Source organism: Paracoccus sp. SSJ, from assembly GCF_030234105.1.
Lineage (GTDB): Bacteria > Pseudomonadota > Alphaproteobacteria > Rhodobacterales > Rhodobacteraceae > Paracoccus > Paracoccus denitrificans.
In genome coordinates this window covers 29,186-49,171 of sequence record NZ_JASSPE010000001.1, presented here as the reverse complement: position 1 = coordinate 49,171, position 19,986 = coordinate 29,186, and the positions used below count along the sequence as shown (strand labels likewise).

At 64.2% G+C, this 19,986-nt stretch carries 20 protein-coding genes and 1 pseudogene; 8 read left to right on the top strand and 13 right to left on the bottom strand.

The window, feature by feature from the left end; genetic code table 11:
• Positions 1–13: 13 nt before the first annotated feature.
• Positions 14–1,021: an ABC transporter substrate-binding protein gene (locus QPR87_RS00235; RefSeq protein ID WP_285047575.1), complete on the bottom strand. Its 1,008-nt coding sequence runs from the start codon at positions 1,019–1,021 to the stop codon at positions 14–16.
• Between the two features lie 312 nt (positions 1,022–1,333).
• Positions 1,334–2,398: a M81 family metallopeptidase gene (locus tag QPR87_RS00230; RefSeq protein ID WP_285048060.1), complete on the bottom strand. Its 1,065-nt coding sequence runs from the start codon at positions 2,396–2,398 to the stop codon at positions 1,334–1,336.
• Positions 2,399–2,517: 119 nt separating this feature from the next.
• Here QPR87_RS00230 and QPR87_RS00225 point away from each other — a divergent pair, with 119 nt between their 5' ends.
• Together QPR87_RS00225 and QPR87_RS00220 are read left to right on the top strand one after the other, a co-directional pair.
• Complete coding sequence (locus QPR87_RS00225) at positions 2,518–3,990, top strand: S9 family peptidase (RefSeq protein ID WP_285047574.1); 1,473 nt, start codon at positions 2,518–2,520, stop codon at positions 3,988–3,990.
• Between the two features lie 16 nt (positions 3,991–4,006).
• Positions 4,007–5,245 (top strand): NAD(P)/FAD-dependent oxidoreductase, encoded by a 1,239-nt coding sequence (locus QPR87_RS00220; protein ID WP_285047572.1) that lies wholly within the window; start codon positions 4,007–4,009, stop codon positions 5,243–5,245.
• 120 nt (positions 5,246–5,365) lie between these two features.
• Here the strand turns inward: QPR87_RS00220 and QPR87_RS00215 are convergent, their stop codons facing one another.
• From QPR87_RS00215 to QPR87_RS00205, 4 genes are all read right to left on the bottom strand, one after another.
• A complete protein-coding gene (locus QPR87_RS00215; RefSeq protein ID WP_285047570.1) occupies positions 5,366–5,545 on the bottom strand; it encodes a hypothetical protein in 180 nt (59 codons plus the stop codon).
• A complete protein-coding gene (locus QPR87_RS23585; RefSeq protein ID WP_350310434.1) occupies positions 5,482–5,685 on the bottom strand; it encodes a hypothetical protein in 204 nt (67 codons plus the stop codon). Before QPR87_RS23585 ends, QPR87_RS00215 begins: the two co-directional genes overlap by 64 nt.
• A gap of 175 nt (positions 5,686–5,860) precedes the next feature.
• On the bottom strand, positions 5,861–6,613 hold the full coding sequence (locus tag QPR87_RS00210) for a YitT family protein (RefSeq protein ID WP_285047569.1): 753 nt from the start codon (positions 6,611–6,613) through the stop codon (positions 5,861–5,863).
• A gap of 48 nt (positions 6,614–6,661) precedes the next feature.
• On the bottom strand, positions 6,662–7,729 hold the full coding sequence (locus tag QPR87_RS00205; protein ID WP_285047568.1) for a Leu/Phe/Val dehydrogenase: 1,068 nt from the start codon (positions 7,727–7,729) through the stop codon (positions 6,662–6,664).
• Positions 7,730–7,849: 120 nt separating this feature from the next.
• Between QPR87_RS00205 and QPR87_RS00200 the strand changes: the two genes are divergently transcribed.
• Entirely contained in the window at positions 7,850–8,311 is a 462-nt protein-coding gene (locus QPR87_RS00200) for an Lrp/AsnC family transcriptional regulator (RefSeq protein ID WP_011750846.1), read from the top strand.
• A 43-nt stretch (positions 8,312–8,354) separates the two neighbouring features.
• Here QPR87_RS00200 and QPR87_RS00195 read toward each other — a convergent pair whose 3' ends face one another.
• From QPR87_RS00195 to QPR87_RS00175, 5 genes are all read right to left on the bottom strand, one after another.
• Positions 8,355–8,657 carry a membrane dipeptidase gene (locus tag QPR87_RS00195; RefSeq protein ID WP_285047566.1) on the bottom strand — a complete coding sequence of 101 codons (303 nt, stop codon included), beginning with the start codon at positions 8,655–8,657 and terminating at the stop codon, positions 8,355–8,357.
• 243 nt (positions 8,658–8,900) lie between these two features.
• Positions 8,901–10,373, bottom strand: coding sequence for an amidohydrolase family protein (locus QPR87_RS00190; protein ID WP_285047565.1), 1,473 nt, complete (start codon positions 10,371–10,373; stop codon positions 8,901–8,903).
• Positions 10,374–11,675 (bottom strand): TRAP transporter large permease, encoded by a 1,302-nt coding sequence (locus QPR87_RS00185; protein WP_285047564.1) that lies wholly within the window; start codon positions 11,673–11,675, stop codon positions 10,374–10,376. It abuts the gene before it with no gap.
• Positions 11,672–12,325, bottom strand: a complete 654-nt coding sequence (locus QPR87_RS00180; protein WP_233902072.1) for a TRAP transporter small permease subunit — start codon at positions 12,323–12,325, stop codon at positions 11,672–11,674. The genes QPR87_RS00185 and QPR87_RS00180 overlap by 4 nt, the downstream gene beginning before the upstream one ends.
• Positions 12,322–13,365, bottom strand: coding sequence for a TRAP transporter substrate-binding protein (locus tag QPR87_RS00175; protein ID WP_285047561.1), 1,044 nt, complete (start codon positions 13,363–13,365; stop codon positions 12,322–12,324). Before QPR87_RS00175 ends, QPR87_RS00180 begins: the two co-directional genes overlap by 4 nt.
• Before the next feature lie 281 nt (positions 13,366–13,646).
• Here QPR87_RS00175 and QPR87_RS00170 point away from each other — a divergent pair, with 281 nt between their 5' ends.
• From QPR87_RS00170 to QPR87_RS00155, 4 genes are all read left to right on the top strand, one after another.
• The gene (locus QPR87_RS00170; protein ID WP_011750840.1) at positions 13,647–14,414 is read left to right on the top strand and encodes a maleate cis-trans isomerase family protein; all 768 of its coding nucleotides are present in this window, start codon (positions 13,647–13,649) and stop codon (positions 14,412–14,414) included.
• Between the two features lie 41 nt (positions 14,415–14,455).
• Entirely contained in the window at positions 14,456–15,175 is a 720-nt protein-coding gene (locus QPR87_RS00165) for a GntR family transcriptional regulator (RefSeq protein WP_285047560.1), read from the top strand.
• Positions 15,172–16,572 carry a dihydropyrimidinase gene (hydA, locus tag QPR87_RS00160; RefSeq protein WP_285047559.1) on the top strand — a complete coding sequence of 467 codons (1,401 nt, stop codon included), beginning with the start codon at positions 15,172–15,174 and terminating at the stop codon, positions 16,570–16,572. The genes QPR87_RS00165 and hydA overlap by 4 nt, the downstream gene beginning before the upstream one ends.
• A gap of 122 nt (positions 16,573–16,694) precedes the next feature.
• Entirely contained in the window at positions 16,695–17,105 is a 411-nt protein-coding gene (locus QPR87_RS00155) for a DUF3830 family protein (RefSeq protein WP_231000985.1), read from the top strand.
• 205 nt (positions 17,106–17,310) lie between these two features.
• Here QPR87_RS00155 and QPR87_RS00150 read toward each other — a convergent pair.
• Positions 17,311–17,577, bottom strand: a pseudogene (locus QPR87_RS00150) (transposase); the annotation flags it as partial.
• Positions 17,578–17,725: 148 nt separating this feature from the next.
• On the opposite strand from QPR87_RS00150, the gene QPR87_RS00145 reads away from it, so the two are divergent.
• Entirely contained in the window at positions 17,726–18,832 is a 1,107-nt protein-coding gene (locus QPR87_RS00145; RefSeq protein ID WP_285047558.1) for a DNA topoisomerase IB, read from the top strand.
• A gap of 93 nt (positions 18,833–18,925) precedes the next feature.
• Here the strand turns inward: QPR87_RS00145 and QPR87_RS00140 are convergent, their stop codons facing one another.
• Positions 18,926–19,945: an extracellular catalytic domain type 1 short-chain-length polyhydroxyalkanoate depolymerase gene (locus tag QPR87_RS00140; RefSeq protein WP_285047557.1), complete on the bottom strand. Its 1,020-nt coding sequence runs from the start codon at positions 19,943–19,945 to the stop codon at positions 18,926–18,928.
• Between the last annotated feature and the right edge of the window lie 41 nt (positions 19,946–19,986).

Here is a 19,986-nt window from a genome sequence, read left to right as displayed (position 1 = left end):
GCTCCTTGGCGCCTTACTGGGCGTCGGCCTTGTGGCGGACTTCGTTCTCGTAACGCTCTAGCAGGCGGGCGCGGTTGGCACCGGCCCAGGCGAAATCGTAATCGATCAGCTTGACGTTGCTGAGGTCGATCCTCGCCTCGGGGTGGACATAGCCGGGCACGATCGGGCCGCGGAAGGTGGCGCCCATGGCGGCCTGGCCCTTTTCGGTCAGCACCCAGTCCAGGAAGGCGGTGGCGGCCGTGGCCTGATCATCGGGCGCATTGGCGACGGCGGCGGCGGCGTTCACCTCGAAGCCGGTGCCCTCTTTCGGGAAGGCATAGTCCAGCGGATAGCCGGCAGCCAGCGCCGCCTCGACATCCTGGGTAAAGGCCATGGCCAGCGCCACCTCGCCATTCGCGACCATGCGCGAGGGCGCGACGCCCGAGCGGGTATACTGGATGACGTTCTTGTCGATGTCCTTCATCAGCTGGAAGCCCTCGTCCTCGCCGGAAAGCTGCACGACCGAGGCCAGTGCGACATAGGCCGTGCCCGAGGACGCAGCATGGGCCAGCGCGACGTTCTTCTGATAGGCCGGGTCGGCGAAGCTCGTCCAGCTGTCGGGGATCGGCGCCTGCGCTTCCTCGACCAGATCGGCGTTATAGGCGAAGACCAGCGGCGACATGGAAATCGGCGTCCAGGCGCCGTCCTTGTCGGCAAAGCGCGGATCGACCTTGTCGATGCCGGCCGCCTTGTGCGGCGCCAGGAGCCCCTCCTCGGCCGCCTGGATGAAATTGTCGGCGGCGCCGGCCAGCCATAGCCCGGCCTGCGGATTGGCCTTCTCGGCCCGGATACGGGCCAGGATCTCGCCCGCGCCGATGCGGACAAAGCGCGCCTCGTTTCCGGTATCGGCGGCAAAGGCCGCCAGGACCGAGCCGCAATCGTCATCCGACATCGGGCAATAAACCGTCAGCGGCGCCGCCTGGGCACTGGCGACCGAGCATAGGAAGGCAAGCGCTGAAGACAGCGCGAGTGGACGTTTCATCAAGGGTTCCTCCGCAAAGCGTCCGGCACCTCCATGCGATCACCCACGCGCCGCAATACCGAACAGGACGGAGAATAGTAGCTGCACTACAGATGTCAAATTATTTGTAGCTAATTTACAGAACTTGGCTGGGCACCCTCCTCCCCTTCCGACTTGCACGTTCCAACCGACAGCCCTTCGGCCCTGCTGGACCCTCCGAGAATGGGGCTGTCGGGGCAAGAGGCGGGCACTCCACCCGCCCCGCCTGCTCAAGAGGCCATGGCGCTCTTGCGGTGATTGGACCGGGCCCAGAAAAGCTCGGGGCGAGCCGGCTCAGAAATTCACCCGATCGCCGCCCTTGAAGCCGAGGATCTCGACCACCAGATCGACCGGGTCGCCGGATTCCGGTCCCAGCTTGCCGCCCAGACGCAGCCGGATCGTAGCGCCCGGCCCGGCATCGGCGCAAAGCCGCGCCGCCTCCGGGTCGTGGAAAGCGCCGATCGCCGCATCGGCAATGCCGCGATCCAGCAGTTCACGCAGGACAAAGGTGCTGTCGCCGGGCGCCCCGCCGCCGGGATTGTCGGCAAAGTCGCCCAGCACGACCAGGCCGTCCAGCCCCTCCGCCCGGTCGAGCGAGGACGCGAGGTCGGGGAATGCGGCCTGCAATTCCCGCCGCCTGTCATGGACCAGCCGCGCCAGCCGCAGGGCCTCTGCCTTGGCGATTTCCACATCGCCATCCGCGTAAACCAGCACGCGCGCGCCCATCTCCGGCACGTCGCCCCAGGGAAAGCCATGCGCGAATTCCGCGGTAACGATGCGCGGCTCGGCGCTGCTGTGGCGAAAGGCCCCGACAACCTGCTTCATCGCGCCGTCCGTGGTCGGAAAGAAACCGATCATCCGGCAGTCGATCAGCGCCGCCGCCGGGCGGATCTCCCCCCGCGCCGCCCGCAGGCAATGCCGATGCAGATCCGCTGCCCGTTCGGCGAAATCGGTATGGGGATATTCCCGCATGATGGTGATCAGGTCGGCATTGGCGACCATGGTTTCGGTCAGGCTGCAATGCGGGTCCAGCTGGGCGCCGATGATCGCCCGGGGCGCAATCTCGCGGATGCGGGCCAGCAGATCGCCTTCGCAATCGTCGTATCCCTGCGCGATCATCGCTCCGTGAAGCGCAAGCAGGACGACATCGACATCGCCCGCAGCGCGCAGATCGTCCAGGATCATGTCGCGCAGTTCCTCATAGACGGCGCGCACGACCGAGGCTCCGGGCTCCGCCCCGGCGGCAATGCCCTGCACGACCTCGTGGCCGTCGGTGCTGCACAGCTCGTGGAAGACCGCCAGCATCTCGTCCTTGGGCGGTGCGATTTCGCCCGCCCGGACGCGGCGAACATGGTCCAGCGAAAAGGCCAGCGCGCCGGACGGGATCGGAGAGAAGCTGTTGGTTTCCCGGCGATGAACATGGCGCGTTGAGCGAGTTGTGGTTCATCGACAGGAACGGACAGCGGGTGCCAGCCAGGATGGATCGACTGGTCAGCTTTGGCGCCAATCCGCTGATCAGCTATCCCGCCTGGTGGTCCGACGACGGAGGTCACTTCTACCTGCATGAAGGATCGCGCGACGGAGATCGGCTGGATTTCTGGCAGGTGGACACCGCAACCGGCGACACCACGCGACTGGTCATCGAGGAGGGCCCCGCGGCGGGGAGGCCATGTTTCAGCCCGAGCCCGCAACCACAGGTGCTGCGCGACGGCCGCATCCTCTGGTCGTCGATGGCTGACGGCTGGCGCCATCTCTATTTCGTCGAGCCCGGCGATCCGCGCAGCCGCCGCCGCATCACCGCGGGCGGATGGAACGTCGTTTCGATCCTCCATGTCGACGAGGATGCCGAAACCGTCCTCTTCGCTGCCGCAGGCCGTGAGCCGCGGCTGGATCCCTATTACCTCCAGGTCTATTCGATCCGCTTCGACGGAACGGATCTGCGCCGCCTGACCCATCAGGATCTCAACCATGACCTGTCCCTGCCGCCACGCGCACTGACGCAAGTTCCGGCCGGCAGCGGGCGATATCCGAACGGGACCAGCCCCGACGGAACGTTTTTCGTCGCCGCCCATGAAGCGCCGGACCGGCCGCCCGTCTCGGCCCTGTATGACCGGAACGGCAGGGTGGTCACGATGCTGGAACATGCGGATGCCGGGGCAGCCTGGCCCGCCGACATGCCGCTGCCCGAGCCGTTTCATGTCCAGGCCCTGGACGGCGAAACGGAGCTTTGGGGAGTGCTCTACAAGCCCCCGGGGTTCGATCCGGAGAAATCCTATCCGGTCATCGACGTCATCTATGGCGGTCCGCAGGTCTTCATGGCGCCGAAATCGTTCGGCCAGACAACCTATGCCCGATATGCCGAGGGCCTCGCCGCGGCGGGCTTCGTCACGCTTCTGCTTGACGGCCCCGGAACACCGGGACGATCCCGGGATTTCTGGCTGCATTCCCATGGAAGGATGGAAAGCTGCGGGGGCCTTGCCGACCATGTGGCGGCCATCAGGTCCCTGGCGACGGACCGCCCCTGGATGGACATTGCAGAGGGCGTCGGTTTGACCGGGTTCTCGGGCGGCGGCTACGCGACGGTTCGCGGGATGGCGGTCCATCCCGATTTCTTCACCGTCGGGGTGTCGATCTGCGGCAACCACGATGTTTCGCTGTATATCGCCAACTGGGCAGAGATGTTCCAGGGCATGGATGCCGGTTCCCGCCGCGGCCTGGCCAGCGCCGATGTGGCCGACCGGATCGCCGGCAAGCTGTTCCTGGTTCAGGGAGAGATGGACGACAATGTCCAGCCCAGCCAGATGCTGCGCCTTGTCGATGCGCTGGTGAAGGCCGATGCCGATTTCGACATGCTCATCGTGCCGGGCGCCGGCCATGGCGTTGCCTTTCACCCCTATGCCCTTCGCCGGACTGTCGATTATTTCCTGCGTCACCTTGCAGGTCGGGAATGAGAGGCCGTTATCCGCAATGAACGAGGCCCTTGTCATCGGTGCCGGCATCGTCGGCGTCTCTACCGCCCTGGCACTGCAGGAGCGCGGCTGGACCGTGACCGTCATCGACCGCAAGGAGCCGGGCTGCGAAACCAGTTTCGGCAATGCCGGCATCCTCCAGCGCGAGGCCGTCGCCCCCTATGCGATGCCGCTTGGGCCCGGTTTCCTGCTGGGGGTGCTTCTGGGCCGCAGGAACGATGTCCGCGCGCGATGGCGCGAACTGGCATGGCAGGCCGGCGCACTGGTCCGCTACGGGTTCCACTCGACCCCCGCGCGCCATGCCCTCCTGTCGGCGGCCTATGAAAGCCTGATCCGAACCTCGCTGGCGGCGCATCGGGATTTCATCGACGCCTCCGGCGCGGGAAGCTTGGTCCGTCGCACCGGATACCGCGAATACTTCCGCAACCCGCGCGTGTTCGAGGCTGCCGCCCGCCGCAGCAAGGAGATGGCCGCGCGTCATGGCCTGAACCTGGCGGTGATGGATGCGGCGGCGCTTCAGGCGGCCGAACCGGCCATCACGGAGCCCGGTGCAGGCGCCATCCACTGGCTCGATCCCTGGAGCGTCAGCAATCCCGGTCGCCTGACCATGGCCTATGCGGCTGCCCTCGTCGCCCGAGGCGGGCATATCGTCGGGGCCGAGGTGACCGCGATCCGGGCAACCGCCACCGGCTGGACGGCAAAGACGGCAGGGCGCGATTGGTCGGCGCCGCATCTGGTGCTTGCCGCCGGCCCGTGGACGCCGCGATTGCTGGCCGGATTGGGCATCCGCGTCCCGATGGTCTACAAGCGCGGCTATCATCGCCACTATACCGCGCCGGTTCCGCTGAACGTGCCGATGCTGGACACCGACCACGGATACGTCGCCACCCCGGTCGAACAAGGGCTGCGGATCACCACCGGCGCGCATCTTGCCCGGCTGCACCTTCCGCCGGACTACGCGCAACTGGCCAGCGCCGAAGCGGCGGCGCGCGGTATCCTGGACATCGGGCGGGCCGATGAGATCCAGCCATGGACAGGCACCCGCCCCTGCCTGCCCGACATGATCCCGCTGATCGGGGAATCCACAAGGCTTCCACGGCTATGGGTCAATTTCGGCCACGGCCACCAGGGCCTGACGCTCGGCCCCGCCAGCGGCCGACACCTGGCTGCCCTGATGTCGAGCGAACCTCCTGCGACAGCGCCGGAACCGTTTCTGCCGGCAAGGTATGGGTTCTGACGGAAACACATTCGCCGCCGCGGCCGACATTCGTATGGCTGATCAAACGCGGCAGCATCGCCGATGCTTCGCCGATGCGGCGCGAAGCGGCCCACCGGTGCAAGGCGGAAGGATGGCCGTTCACATCCGAAGGCTCAGCAATAAGTAGAACCGACCGCCTGGCATGGCGATATTGTCCGATGCTTGCACGAACATGGCATATCCGAAATCCAGCGTGCCCTTTCCGACCGCCCCCCTCATGCCGATGACCGCCCCGGCACCTTCCGCCCCCTCGATGCGCTGGCGCGGCTGCGAGAACACCTTGGCAAGATCCAGGCCGAGATGGAGCGAGGGCGGGTCACACGGTCGTCCAGCGCCGTCTCGGCCAGCGGAAATTCCAGTTCGTTCCGCCAGGTCCGCCCGGACGATCCCAAAGCGACAAGGTCCGTTGTGCCGCGGATGCCCAGGAAACCGCCCAGGTTGAGGTGCTGGTCGCTGTAGAGATGGTCGGGCCGGCCTCCTCTCTTCCCCGACGTCGATATGCCAAGGACGAATATGCACTGTTAGAAAATGACTTCTCTGTTTTCATTTTGTCAGAGAGCGATGCCGGCCGATTCCGGCGCGCGAATACGCGAACTACCGCGCGACATAGCGGTCGGTGCGGTGGTTGATCGCCAGAAACAGGTTCAGCACCATCGCGCTGATCAGCGAGTAAGCGACCGAACTGCGGTCTGCGACCGCCAGCGCCGCCGCCAGGACCACCAGGTCCATGGCAAGCTGGGTATAACCCGCGCGCCAGCCACGGCGATCCTGCAAGTGGATTGCCAGAATGCCGGCGCCGCCAAAACTGGCCCGGTGCCGAAAAAGCGCCAGAACGGCGAAGCCCAGCAACAGACCCGCCATCACCGCGCCCGCCGCAGGCTCGATACGACCGAAACTGACGAGGTGGGGTTGCAGCGATGTGAGAAAGGACAAGAGACCGACCGACACAAGGGTCTTGATCGTAAAGGCCCGCCCCATCCGCAGACCGGCCAGCACCAGGAACGGCGCGTTCACCAGCAGCATCGACAGGCTGACATCAAGGCCCGACGCATATGAAACGATCAGCGCGAGCCCGGCGGCGCCGCTGGTGAGCAACCCCAGATGCGACAGCAGCGCCAGCCCCAGCGCCCCCAGCAATGCGCCCGTGAAAATGCCCTGCATATCCTCCAGGGGGCTGTGATCGGTGGCCGCCCGCGCCAGCCTTGACAGATGCGCAGACGCCGGCGCTGCCCCGGCGACAACCGGATCGCGATCAGGCAAGGGATCGGCACTTCGTCCCGCAGACGCGGAAACCTCTGGCAAGGCCTGGCTCAACGGGGCCCCTTTCGATAGAAATTGCGGCGCCACCCCCTGCTTTCAGGGGATGGTGCGATGCAGGAGCTGCTGTCCCGAGGATCAGGCCAGGACCCGGCGGGAGGACGCCTGCGCCAAAATATCCGCGACCATGTCGCTCGCGACCTCGGTGGTGGTCTTGCCGCTGCTTTGGCTCAGCGCCAGGATGCGGCGGATACGCTCGGCGATGCCTGCAAGCCGTTCGCGGCGATAGTTTTCGCCGCGGCGGTGTATCTCGCCCGCGACGCTGATGATGCCGCCGCCGTTGACGACGTAGTCGGGCAGATAGCTGATGCCGCGGGCACGCAGATGCCCGGCGATGTCCGGGGCGGCAAGCTGGTTGTTCGCCGCCCCGCAGACGACCTTCGCGGTCAGCCGCGCGACCGTCTCGGCGGTCAGGATGCCGCCCAGGGCGCAGGGCGCGAAAATATCCATCTGCTGGGAAAACACCTCTTCCGGGCTGCAGATCTCTGCGCCCAGATCGGTCTGCGCACGCTTTACCGCATTCTGGTTCAGATCGGACACGATAAGCACGGCCCCTGCCGCATGCAGCTTTTCGGCCAGCGCCATGCCGACATGGCCCAGCCCCTGCACCAACACCCGCTTTCCGGTCAGATCGGCACTGCCGAAGACCTGCTCGGCCCCGACCCGGAGGCATTGAAACACGCCCTCGGCGGTAAAGGGCGACGGATCGCCGCTGGCATGGGCGCCGCTGTTCAGCCCGACCGCATAGGGGGTTTCGCTTGCCACGATGGCCATGTCGTCGGGCGTGATCCCGACATCCTCGGCGGTGTAGTAAAGCCCGCCCAGACTGTCGACCGCGCGGCCGAAGGCGCGGAACAGCGCCTCCGACTTGTCGGTACGCGAATTGCCGATGATCACCGACTTTCCGCCACCAAGGCCCAGATCGGCAATGGCGTTCTTGCAGGTCATCCCCTCCGCCAGCCGCAGCACATCGCGGCGTGCATCGTCAAGCGAGGCATAGTTCCACATCCGGCATCCTCCCGCCGCGGGACCGCAAGCGGTGGAGTGGATGCAGATGAAGGCGTCAAGGCCGCTTTCGACATCTTCGACATGGACAAGCCGTTCATAGCCCGCCGGCGGCGTTTCATCCGTGATCACAAGCGCCATGATTTCCTCCTCGCCTTGATGATTGGGCGATTATAGCGCTTTTACCCGGTGAAACTCTCCTATATGAAGGCTTCATGGCATAATCTTGAGTGATTATCTCTATGGTTCCGGGGTGTTTGCGTGAATATCACCATCGATTCGATTGATCGCCGGATACTGCGCGTTCTTGGTCAGGAGGGCCGGATTCCCGTGGTCGAGCTGGCCGATCGTGTCGGTCTCTCGGCCACGCCCTGCAAGCGGCGGCTGCAACGGCTGGAAGAGGGCGGCGTGATCGCCGGCTATGCCGCCCGCATCGACCACAAATCCGCCGGTTTCGGGATCACCGCCTTCGTCTCGGTCGAGCTGGAGCGACAGGACGGCGACGAGATCGAGCTGGTGCAACAGAAGGTCGCGCAGTTCGACGAGGTGGTGGCCGGCATGCTGATGACCGGCTCGCAGGACTTCCTGCTTGAAGTCGTCGTCGGCAGCCTCGAAGATTACCAGGATTTCCTTCAAGGCAAGCTGCTGAAGATTGCCGGGGTGCGCAGCGTGCGCACGCATTTCGCGCTGCGCAAGTTCATCGACCGGCCGCGCATTCCCTGACAGCGCGACGCCCGTCGCGGGTTGCCCAGGGTGGTTCCGCTCGTCAGCCCGTCTTCCAGACCTGCCGCGCAATGCGTTCAAGATTGCCGCGCATGATCTTCGCCAGCGCAGCGGCGCCGTATCCCCGGTCGACAAGTCGCTGGGCCAGCGCCGGCAGGCGCCGGGGTGCGATCATCCGCAGATCGTCGCCCCGTTCGGCACAGGCGCGCATCGGGTCGTCGGGGATGTTGCCCGGATGATCCCAGACGGCGCGGGCATTGGAATGCGAAAAGATCACCGGATCGGCGGACGCATCCACTGCCTCGCGCGCAGCCCGGCCGCCTGTATGCGAACAGCGCAGCACCATTGCCGACTGCCGCTGGTCAGCCGGGCGATCACCTCGCCCAGAAACGCATAGCCGGGATTGCTGACGGCGAGCCGGCCTGGACGGTCACACATGATCATGCGGATCAGGACAGAGCATGAAAATGGCGACCTCCCAACCAAGCGCAAAATAGAAAGTGCCTCCGACTTCGGTCTTGTTGGCCGCTCGATCACGGGCATGTCCCTTTACTTTTCCGCTTTACGGCTGCACTCCCGTCCAACAAGGTCAGGTCCTGACTGGTTGCGTGTAATGACGGCGTAGGGCTTCGGCGATTTCTTCGGCTGCAGCTTGGGTGTCGGGTCCCGCTGATCGGGCTGCATATGCCGTCCGGCAGGCGGCACGGCGGGCTTGCGCCAGATCCGCGCCGGGAAACTTGGCCTTGTGATAAAGGATGCGCCCAGCAACCATCGTCAGTGTCACGTCACGCCCCTTGGCGCGGGCCATGGTGACGTCCAACAGCCCCATATCGGGGTCGAGAAAAGCGCCTTGCGTGGGATCAAGATCAAGTGCGATCAGGTCTGCTTTCATTCCTGGTGCGATTGCGCCGGTCCCGTTCAGGAAAGCCGCCTGCGTCCCGGCACCTGTCGCGGCATCGAGCATCCACATTCCGCCCATCACATCATCGGTGCGACCCCGTCGCGTCAGCGCATCGGCAAGGCGCAGTTCGGCCAGCAGATCCTCGTCATCCTGCAAGGTGCAGTTGTCGCTGCCAATGGCGATGCACACCCCCGCCCGGTGCAGCGCGTCAAGCGGCGGTGGGCCATTGCCCAAACGCATATTCGAACCCGGGTTGGTCACGATCGCGATGCCAAGCCGTGCGGCATCGGCAATATCGCGTTCGGTCGCATGGACGAAATGCGCGGCGCTGGCCGCCGCTTGAAACACACCGAGCCTTTCCAAATGCGCAAGTACGCCCGAGGGATAAAGCTGTCGTGCGCACGCTGCCTGCGCAGGCGATTCCAGCAGGTGAAAATGCAACCCAAGGCCCCGCCGTGCGGCATCGCCCGCCAATACGCGCCAAGCCTCGTCGCTGACCCATTGCGGTCCTGCAGGACCATAGGCGAAACTCAGCGTCGGATGCCCGGCATATTCGGCGCAAAGCCGTGCCATGAGGTCAAGCGTTTCGGTCAGCGGCAGATAGGCGGGGCGCCCGGCGCGAATAAGCCCGCGTGCCTTGGCCGAAAGCATGGAGACGAAAGCCGCCTCGTCGTCGGGCGGATATATCAGCGCGCCACGGTCGGCATATCCGACCGCGATGGTAGCCCGCAGTCCGGTATCCGCATAGGCGCGGATCGCTGCGCGCAGTTCGGCCTCGTAATCGCCCGAAGCGTAGCTATAATTGGCGTGAAGTGTCGCGGTGACCCCATTTGCCAGCATTCGCAGCGCGGCAAGCCGGGTCAGTGCATAGGTATCTGGCGCACCCCTCCCGCGCCTGCGCGCAATCCATGGTTCAAGCTGGTCGTCGGGATAACCAAGCTGAATTTGGCTCAGCCCGCGCCCGTGCTGGTGCGCATTGATCAGGCCGGGCAGCAGCAGCGATCCGCCCAGATCAAGACGTCGGGCCAAAGGATAATGCGCCCGCAACTCGGCCCGCGGCCCTATTGCGTGGACAAGCCCGTCGATGACGACGACCGCCGCACCCGATTGCAGGGGCGCGGCGGCATGGGCGATCAGGTGATCCGCCTCGATGATCAGCATTCAGAACAGCCTCTGCGGCAGCCAAAGGGCCATCTGCGGCCACACGATGAGCAGGCCGACGAAGGCCAGCATCAGCAGCACGAAGGGCAGTGCGCCATAGATCACGTCCATGATCGAGCCATGCCCCCGCACGCCCTGCACGACATAGAGGTTCATGCCGATGGGGGGTGTGATCAGCCCGATCTCCATCATCACGACAAGGAAGATCCCGAACCACACCGGGTCGATCCCCAGATGCAGGACCAGCGGAAAGACGACCGGAAGCGTGGCGATCATCATCGACAGCGTCTCCATGAAGCAGCCGAGGACTAGGTAGAAGACCATCAGCAGCAGGATGATCTGAAGCGGTCCCGCCCCGACGTCGGCGACAAAGCCCGTCAGTGCCTGCGGAATGCCCAGCACCCCGATCACGAAGTTCAGGAAGTGCGCCGCCACCATGATCAGCAGGATCATCGCCGAGATGCGCACGGTCGATATCATGCATTCATGCATCATCGACAGCGAAAGACGTCGTTTGGCGATGGCGACCCCAAGACCGCAGACGACCCCGATGGCCGCCGATTCGGTCGGCGTGGCCCAGCCCAGATAGATCGTCCCCATCACGATCAGGAAGATCACGATCGGCGGGATGATATCAACGAGGCTCGCGATTTTCTCGGGCCAGGACCGCGCGGGCAGCATCGGCCCGGCAAGTTCGGGCCGCAGGATGCAGACCCCGGCGATCAGCACCATGAACAGCCCGGCAAGGATCAGTCCCGGCACCACACCGGCCGCGAAAAGCTGCCCGATCGAGGTATTCGTCATCGAGCCGTAGATGATCATGTTGATCGAGGGCGGCAGCAGGATGCCCAGCGTAGCCCCAGCGGCGATGGAGCCCGTGGTCAGCCGGGCATCGTAGCCGCGCTGTTTCATGATCGGCATGGCCACTGTGCCGATGGTGGCGGCCGTTGCCACCGACGAACCGGAAACCGCCGAAAAGAAGGTGCTTGCCCCGATGTTCGTATGCAGCAACCCGCCCGGAAGGCGCCGCAGCCAATCCGAAAGGCAGCGGTAAAGTCCGTCCGTCACGCCCGAGCGCACCAGGATTTCGCCCAGAAAGATGAAAAGCGGGATAGCGGTCAGGATAAAGTCGTTCTGTCCGCTCCACATCTGGTTGCCGAAGGAAAGAAGCGTAGGCAGACCCAGAAAGGCCCAGGCGCCGATGAATGCTGTCAGAAACAGCGCGACCGCCACCGGCAAGCCCGTCAGCATCAGGCCCACCATCATGAGAAAGCCGACCGCGGCTCCGAAAACACCGATCATCTTGCTGCACTCTCCATGCCGGATTCCGAGGTGAGGGTTTCTTCCTCGATCACTTCTTCGAGGGTCTTGACGCCGTAAAATCGGTTCAGCCTGTGCTGGTCGTGCAGCATCAGAAGGGTGGCATGGACTGCTGCCGCCAGCGCCACTCCCGCAAAGAGCAGAAGCCCCGCGAACCACAAGGATTGCGGTTGCCACAGGGGCGTCATCAACGGTGTGCCGGAAAGCGAGCGGTATTCCACACTTTCCATCAGGGTTGCCCAGGCGCGCCACGCCATGAAAACCGCCATCAGCGCGATGCACCATGCCGAAAAGATGTTCAGCACCGCCTGGATGCGCGGGCCCACCCGCTCGATCAAGATCTCGACGCGGGTATGGGCGCGCTCGATCAGCGCATAGGAAAAGCCGAAGGCCGCAAGGATGGCCAGCATGTAGCCGCCCAGTTCGTCGCCGCCTTGCAGTGATATGTTGAAGAATCGGCGGGCCAGGATCTCGGCGGTCACGAAAAGTGCCACGCCCAACAGCATGTATCCTGCAATCAGGGCGAAAGAACGGGCAAGAGGGGTGGCCGCCTGCGTGACTGGATTGTCAGAAGTCATGGGGAAGACCTTTGTTGATGGGCGCGCTTCTACCGAGGCGCGCCAGGACCTCAATCAATCCGCAGCCCAGCGGCGGCACCGGCGGTTTCGTTCCAGATCTCCGAACATTGCGGGTCCACTGCGTTGCAGGTCTGTTTCCAGATCGGCAGGACCGAACTTTCCGCGATCTTTTTCAGCCGCTCGCGGTCGGCGTCGGTCACCTGAACCATCTGCATCGTGAACTTGCGGTAGTCCGTGCATTCGTCCTGCCCGGTGTTGCAGGCGTCGGCGTTGGAACTGGAGTTGGTGGCGAGACCCCACATCTCGTCTTCCAGTTTTGCGAACTCGGCCAGCAGCTTTTCCTGCTCTTCGGGCGAAAAGCGGTTCCAGGCGGCAAGATTGATGAAATGTCCCTGAACCGAGCCAGATACCGCCATCGGCAGGTAATGAGTGGTCACTTCGGGCCAGTTGCCGGTATTGCCCGACGTAGGCGAGGTGACCCCGCAAGAGGCCACGCCGCGCTGCAAGGCGGGGTAGACCTCGGAGAATTGCAAGGTCACGGGCGTTGCGCCGAAGCTTTCCAACATCGCCGACATCGACGGCGTGAAGGAACGCACCTTCAGACCGCGCAGGTCGTTCACGCTTTCAAGCGGATGGTTGCAGTAAAACACCTGTGGCCCGAACGGCCAGAGAGTCAGCACCTTGGCGTTGAAGCGCTCTTGCAGGCGCTGATCGAAGGGTTCGCGATAGGCGTCCACGACTTTCCGCAGCGTTTCCATATCCGGGGCGACGCCGATCAGGTCGATGCCCTCGAAGAACGGATCGTCTCGTGATGCCATGCCGATCTGCACCGACATCACGTCGAACGACCCGCCGCGCAACATCCGCAGGGCATCGGGGGCTTTCACGCCAACGACATCCATTGGATTGTAGTTCATCGAGATACCAACGCCTGTGGCCTCGCTCAGCCCGTTGAAGAAGGTCCGCTCGATCTCGACCTGCGTGATGTTCTGCGAAAAATTACCTGCGACGCGCAGGGGCGTATCGGATGCGGCCAGCGTGGCGCCGGCAAGCAGCGCCATGCCAGCCGCTGCGAGGGTATGCGACAGTTTCATGCTGATTTCTCCCTGTTTGAATTCATTTTTAAGGGTTCTCTGTTTTCCACGACTGTTGCGGATTCGAATGTTCATTGCAAGAAATAACGAGTGCGTCGGGTGAAAGATTGTGCATCTTCAGAAATTTCCCTAAAATACGCATGAAAAATCAGCATTTTAAGAAGGGTCTTGGCCCATCAGATCCAGTAATGGATGGATGCGGCGCACCATGACAGGCTTGCGGTCAAGGCCGAAGCTGGCCTAAGCTTCGATGAGACAGCAGAATCTTTTGGTGAAAATGAATGCAAAATGACGGCAATGTTGGGCTCGCGATGCTTACCCCTTCGTCGAACACCGTTGTGGAACCCTTGACCAGCGCGATGGCCTGGCCGCTCTATCCAGACGTGAGCGTGCATTTCGGACGTTTCCGAGTGACCAGAATCGCGCTGGACGAAGGCTCGAACAGCCAGTTCACGCTTGAACCGATCCTCGCGGCCGCGGATCTGCTGGCCGATGCGAAGCCCGCGATCATCGCCTGGAACGGAACCTCGGCAAGCTGGCTGGGTTTCGACACCGACGACCGGCTGTGCGCTGCGATCACCAAGCGCACCGGTATTCCCGCGACCAGCGCGATCCTCAGCCTGAACCGGCTGCTGGCCGAGATGGGGGTCAAGCGTCTTGGCCTCGTGACGCCCTACACGCGGGACGTGCAGCAGCGGATCATCGCAAACTACGCGGCCATCGGCATCGAGACCGTGGCCGAGCGCCATAGCGGGCGGTCCGACAATCATTCTTTCGCGGAGGTGACCGAAGAGGAGATCCGCGAGATGTGTCTCGATGTGGCGCAGGCCCGCCCTGATGCGATCGCCATCGTCTGCACCAACATGCGCGGCCCGCTGATCGCACCCGAGCTTGAACGGCAGACCGGCATCCCGATCCTGGACTCGGTGGCCTTTACGCTCTGGGGATGCCTGCGCGAAACCGGCGTGCCGATGGACAGGCTGGCAGGCTATGGGCAGATGTTCGTATCAGGGCGCGATCAAGGATTGTGCGCCGTCCCGGCCCAATGATCATATCAAGGACATTGGCAGGAATGGGAGGGCCATCGATCATGATACGACCAGCCGGAAATGAACCGGAGGCGCCTGAAAGTGCGGCCACGCTTCACGATCTGGTCGTCGGGCAGCTGCGCAACATCCTGCTTGAGGGCGAATTCGCCGCGGGTCGCCGCATTCCCGAGGCCGAGCTTTGCGCACGTTTCGGCATCTCGCGCACCCCCCTGCGCGAGGCGCTCAAGGTCATGGCCGCCGAGGGACTGGTGACGCTGCGCCCCAATCGCGGTGCGGTCGTCACCCCCATCGATGCCGCGGCCATCGGTCCCATTTTCGAGCTGAAGGGTGCGCTGGAGGGGCTGATCGGCACCCTGGCCGCCCTGCGCGCCAACGATGCGGCCATGACCGCGCTTGAGGAACATCACCACGCGCTTGGCGAAGCGCTGTCCCGCCGCGATCAGAATGCCTATACGCGACTTAACTACGCCTTTCACCAGCTTCTGGCGCAGGCGACCGGCAATCCCCTGCTGGCGCAGAATTACGAGGCGCTGCAACAGAAGATCTGGCGCTACCGTTTCGCCGTCAACGAATTCGACGAGCGTCTGGTCACGTCCTACCAGGAACACGAACACATCATGGTGGCGCTGCGCGCCCGCGCTCGTCTCGATCTGGCCGAGCGCCTGCAGGAACACAACCGCCTGACGGGCGAGGCGATGATCCGCGCCTTCGCCGAAATCGCCGAACACAATCCCCGAAGCAAGAAGGAGAAATCCGCATGACCCGCTTCGACACAATTATCACGGGCGGCCGCATTTCCACCGCTTCGGATACCTTCCAATGCGATATCGGCATTCGCGAGGGGCGTATCGCCGCGCTTGGTCACGACCTTGGCATCGCGGACGAAACGATCGACGCGACCGGAAAATGGGTTCTGCCCGGCGGCATCGACAGCCACGTCCATATCTCGCAGCCCTACGGCGAGGGGGTCGTGATGGCCGACGATTTCGAAAGCGCCACCCGTTCCGCCGCGCTTGGCGGCAATACGATGGTGCTGCCCTTCTGCCTTCAGGAAAGCGGCGTGCCCCTGCGCGAAACCCTGAAAGACTATCACGCCAAGGCCGAGGGTAGCTGCCATACGGACGTGTCCTTTCATCTCATCATCTCGGATCCGACCGAACAGGTTCTGGGGCAGGACCTGCCCGCGCTGGTGCATGAGGGCTATACCTCGTTCAAGGTCTTCATGACCTATGAAGGGCTGGCACTGAGCGATCTGGAACTGCTGAAGGTGATGGCCGTCGCGCGCGAGACCCGCGCCCTCGTCATGGTTCATGCCGAGAATTACGACGTCATCCGCTATCTGACCGACCAGCTTGAGCAGGCGGGCAGGACCGCGCCTGTTTTCCATGCCACGTCGCGCCCCGTGATCGCCGAGCGCGAGGCAACCTATCGTGCGATCTCGCTGGCCGAACTGTCCGAAGTGCCGCTGATGGTCGTTCATGTCTCGAATCGCGAGGCGATGGAGGAAATCCGCCGTGCCCGGCAGAAGGGCCTCAGGATCTTCGGCGAGACCTGTCCGCAGTATCTGACGCTAACCGAAGGTGACCTGGAAGGGCTGAACATGGAGGGTGCAAAATACGTCTGCTCACCCCCGCCGCGCGATCACGAGAGTCAGCAAGCCTGCTGGGAGGGGCTCCAACAGGGCGTTTTCGACGTGTTTTCCTCGGACCATTGCCCGTTCCGCTACGACGATCCGCAGGGCAAGCTGACTCCCAAGGGTCGCACCAGCTTCCGTTGGGTGCCGAACGGGATTCCGGGCGTGGGGGCAAGGCTGCCGATCCTGTTCTCGGAAGGGGTCATGAAGGGGCGCATCGATATCAATCGCTTCGTTGCCCTGACCGCGACCAACCATGCCCGGACCTATGGCCTTTACCCGAAAAAGGGCACCATCGCGGTCGGCGCGGATGCCGACATCGCCATCTGGAACCCCGGGGCGAAGAACCGGCTGACCCATGCGATGCTGAACGATGGGGCGGATTATACACCCTATGAGGGAATGGAACTGACTGGCTGGCCGGTGCTGACCATGTTGCGCGGACAGACCATCATGCGGGACGGCGTGCTGACCGGGATCCGCGCAGGCGCGCATGTCGCGCGACGCATCAGCGACCACGCCTGAGCGAAGGAACCCATCGAGGCGATCCGCTGCCAACCCGTCCACAAGCCCGTAAGGCAAGTCATGGCCAAGGATCAGCGCCTCCCATGCCCCGCATGCCCAGCTTGACTCAACAAGGAGAAACCATGTCCAGTCTGAAAGTCACTCTCGCCGGGATCGAGTTCGCCGCGAAATTCGAGGATGCCGCACCCGAAACCGTCGCCGCCTTCCGCAAGCAGATGCCTTATGTCGGCAAGGTCGTCCATGTCCGTTGGAGCGGAGAGGGCGTCTGGATTCCCCTGGGAAACAGGGATTTCGGTGTCGGTTATGAAAACCACACCAGCTATCCCGCGCCGGGGCAGTTCATCCTTTATCCCGGTGGCATCAGTGAGACCGAGATCCTGCTGGCCTATGGCGGGGTGCATTTCGCTTCCAAGCTGGGTCAACTGGCGGGCAATCATTTCATGTCCCTGACATCGAACCTCGACAAGCTTGCGCATATCGGACCGAAGGTGCTTTGGGAAGGAGCACAGGAAATACGCTTCGCGGAGGTCTGAGCCCAGTGGAGCCAGCCCGATGACCACCGCCAATCCCGGCCGCTAATCCGCGCGCCAGTGCCAACTTACGGCCGAGCGTCGCGATGCCGAAGCCATCCGTTTCCCTGTTCAGGACAGGTGTTGGCGGTCAGGACTTGTCCTCGGTTCATTACCTGAACATGACGGTAGCGGCGAGGGCGAGGGCGGCAAGAAAGACCTTCGGGCGACCGAAGCGCATGCCGGCCGCGCGAACCCGGTCGATCTCGGCCAGCGCGATCTCGGGCCTGGTCCTGTAGGCACGATGGTCATCGGGCACACCGGCATGATCGAGCCGGACGGGATCGGAGGTCCAACTCTCGGGCAGAAACAGCCGCAGCCCCACCATGACCGGCACTTCGCCCGAGGCCGGCGTCAGCGACACCAGCACCTGGCAGTTGGCGTTCTTGCCGAGCGCCGAGGCATATTGCGGCGCGTCGCCAACCGCGCGCGGGCCGGCAATGTTCCCAAGGCTCAAATGGCCCTGGCCTTTGCTCGCCGCACACCGCCACGGTCTGCCAAAGCTGCATCGCCGCCAGCCGGCCCCATCGGAATCGGCCGACCCGCCCTCTTTTCCCGGCCGTGCCGGCAACCGGGCCGGCCTCATGCGCGTTCCGCCGGATTGCTGCGCTCTTCTGGTCGCCATGCCCAAGAACTCGCCCGTCATCGACCCTCGGGACGTTGCTGAAACGGTGGGCCTGATCCATGTCAGCGACGCCATGCCGGGGATCACCCGCCGCCGCTGCGGTTCGGGCTTTTCCTATCGCGACGCACGGGGAAGGACGATCCGCGATGAAACGGTGCTGAAGCGCATGAAGGCACTGGCGATTCCGCCCGCCTATGCCGACGTCTGGATCTGCCCGGACCCGCGCGGTCATCTGCAAGCCACCGGACGCGACGCGCGGGGTCGCAAGCAATACCGTTATCATCCGCGCTTTCGCGCGTTTCGCGACAGCGCCAAGTTCGACCACATGCTGGACTTCGCCGTCCGCCTGCCGAAGATCCGCGCCCGCGTCGATGCCGATATGGCGCTGCCCGACATGCCTCCCGACAAGATCCTGGCCACCGTCGTGCATCTGCTGGAGACGACCATGATCCGGGTCGGCAATGACAGCTACGCGCGCGAAAACCGCTCGCGCGGGCTGACCACGCTGCAAGACCGCCATGCCCGGATCCAGGGTGGCAAGGTGCGTTTCCGCTTCAGGGGCAAGGGCGGCAAGGAATGGGATCTGGACATCCGCGACCGGCGCGTCGCGCGCATCATACGCAGGATGCAGGATCTGCCGGGCCAGCAACTGTTCCAGTATCTCGATGACGATGGCGAATGCCGCAAGATCACCTCAGGCGAGGTGAACGATTACCTGCGCAGGATTTCGGGCCGGGACGTGACGGCCAAGGATTTCCGCACCTGGACCGGCACGGTTCTCGCCGCCAAGGCTTTGGCGGCCCATGAAGCCTTCGACAGCGAGGCTGCGGCCAGGCGCAATCTGCACAAGGCGATTGCGACCGTCGCAGCCCGCCTGGGCAATACCCCCGCCATCTGCCGAAAATGCTATGTCCATCCGGCGATCATCGACGCCTATCTGACCGCTGAGTTGAAGATCGAGTTGCGCGACCAGACCCATGACGCGCTTGGCGATGCCGGACTGAGCCCCGAAGAACGACAGGTTCTGCGCCTTTTGCGGAACAGATCGAAGCCTTCAGGCAGTTGAGTGCGGCTTGCGTGCTTGCCAACTCTCAGCACCTAGGCATTCCGGGCATTTGCGCAACCGAAACAGGCGATCACCGCCCGTTCCCTCAGCCGATCAATGTTCGTCCTGCGCCGTGGCGAGGCGCGCGGCCAGAGCCGCCCTCTGCCGCGCCGGCAGGCTGTGGCGCAAGAAGAAGCGGACCATCTCGCGCGAGGCATCGGGCCCTTTCGGATCGGTGAATCGGCCGGCGGACGAACCGCCCGACCAGGCATGGCCCGATCCCGCGACGCTCCAATGCTCGACCAGCGGGCGGCCCGAACCGATCCGATGCACGGTCCTGACATAGCGGTGGCCGTTCGGGATCTGGCCTGCAAACTCGGTCGCGCGCAAGGATGCGTAGGGCTCGCGCGCCCGGATCGCAGCCAGCCGTCCGTTCCGGGGGTGAACCACATGATCGCGGCTGCCATGGAATATGATGGTCGGCATCGGATGTTCCAGCCGCCGGCCGGGATTGCCTCGCTGCATCGCCAGCAACGCCGAAGCCTGATCCTGCGCTGCGCCCGCAGGCAACCCGGAATGCGCGCCGACCGCCGCGAAGATCTCGGGATAGGCCCCCGCCAGGATCAGCGCCGCCGAAGCCCCCGCCGAAAGGCCCGCGACATAGACGCGGCCGGGGTCGGCGCCGTGCCGGTCGACGATGTGGCGGGTCAGGCTGGCCAGCAAGGCAGGCTCGCCCGAGCCGCGGGCCTGATCGTCGCGGCCGAACCAGTTCCAGCAGCGGTTGGGATGCGCATCGCGCGGCTGCGCCGGATAAACCACGATGAAGCCGAACTCGCCGGCCAGCGCATTCATGCGCGTGCCCTTGGCAAAATCGTCGGGCGTCTGGCCGCAACCATGCAGCATGACCAGCAAGGGCGGGGGCTTTGCGTCCGCCGCGAGACCGGGCGTGAACAGCTTGTAGCGCCTGCTGCCATGGTCGCAGTCATGGATGCCCGCCCGAAAGCTTGACCCCTGCCGCGCTTTGTCCTGGACCCTGCCGGCACGTTTCGCGGGTTTCGTCGGAGTTCGGGACGGTTTCGCGACCTTGGGCGTCATCGCGCTCAGCGCCGTCGAGGCCATCGAGGCAAGGCGCATGGCAAGCTTCAGCCCGCGGGTCAGCGTCGATGACGCCTTGC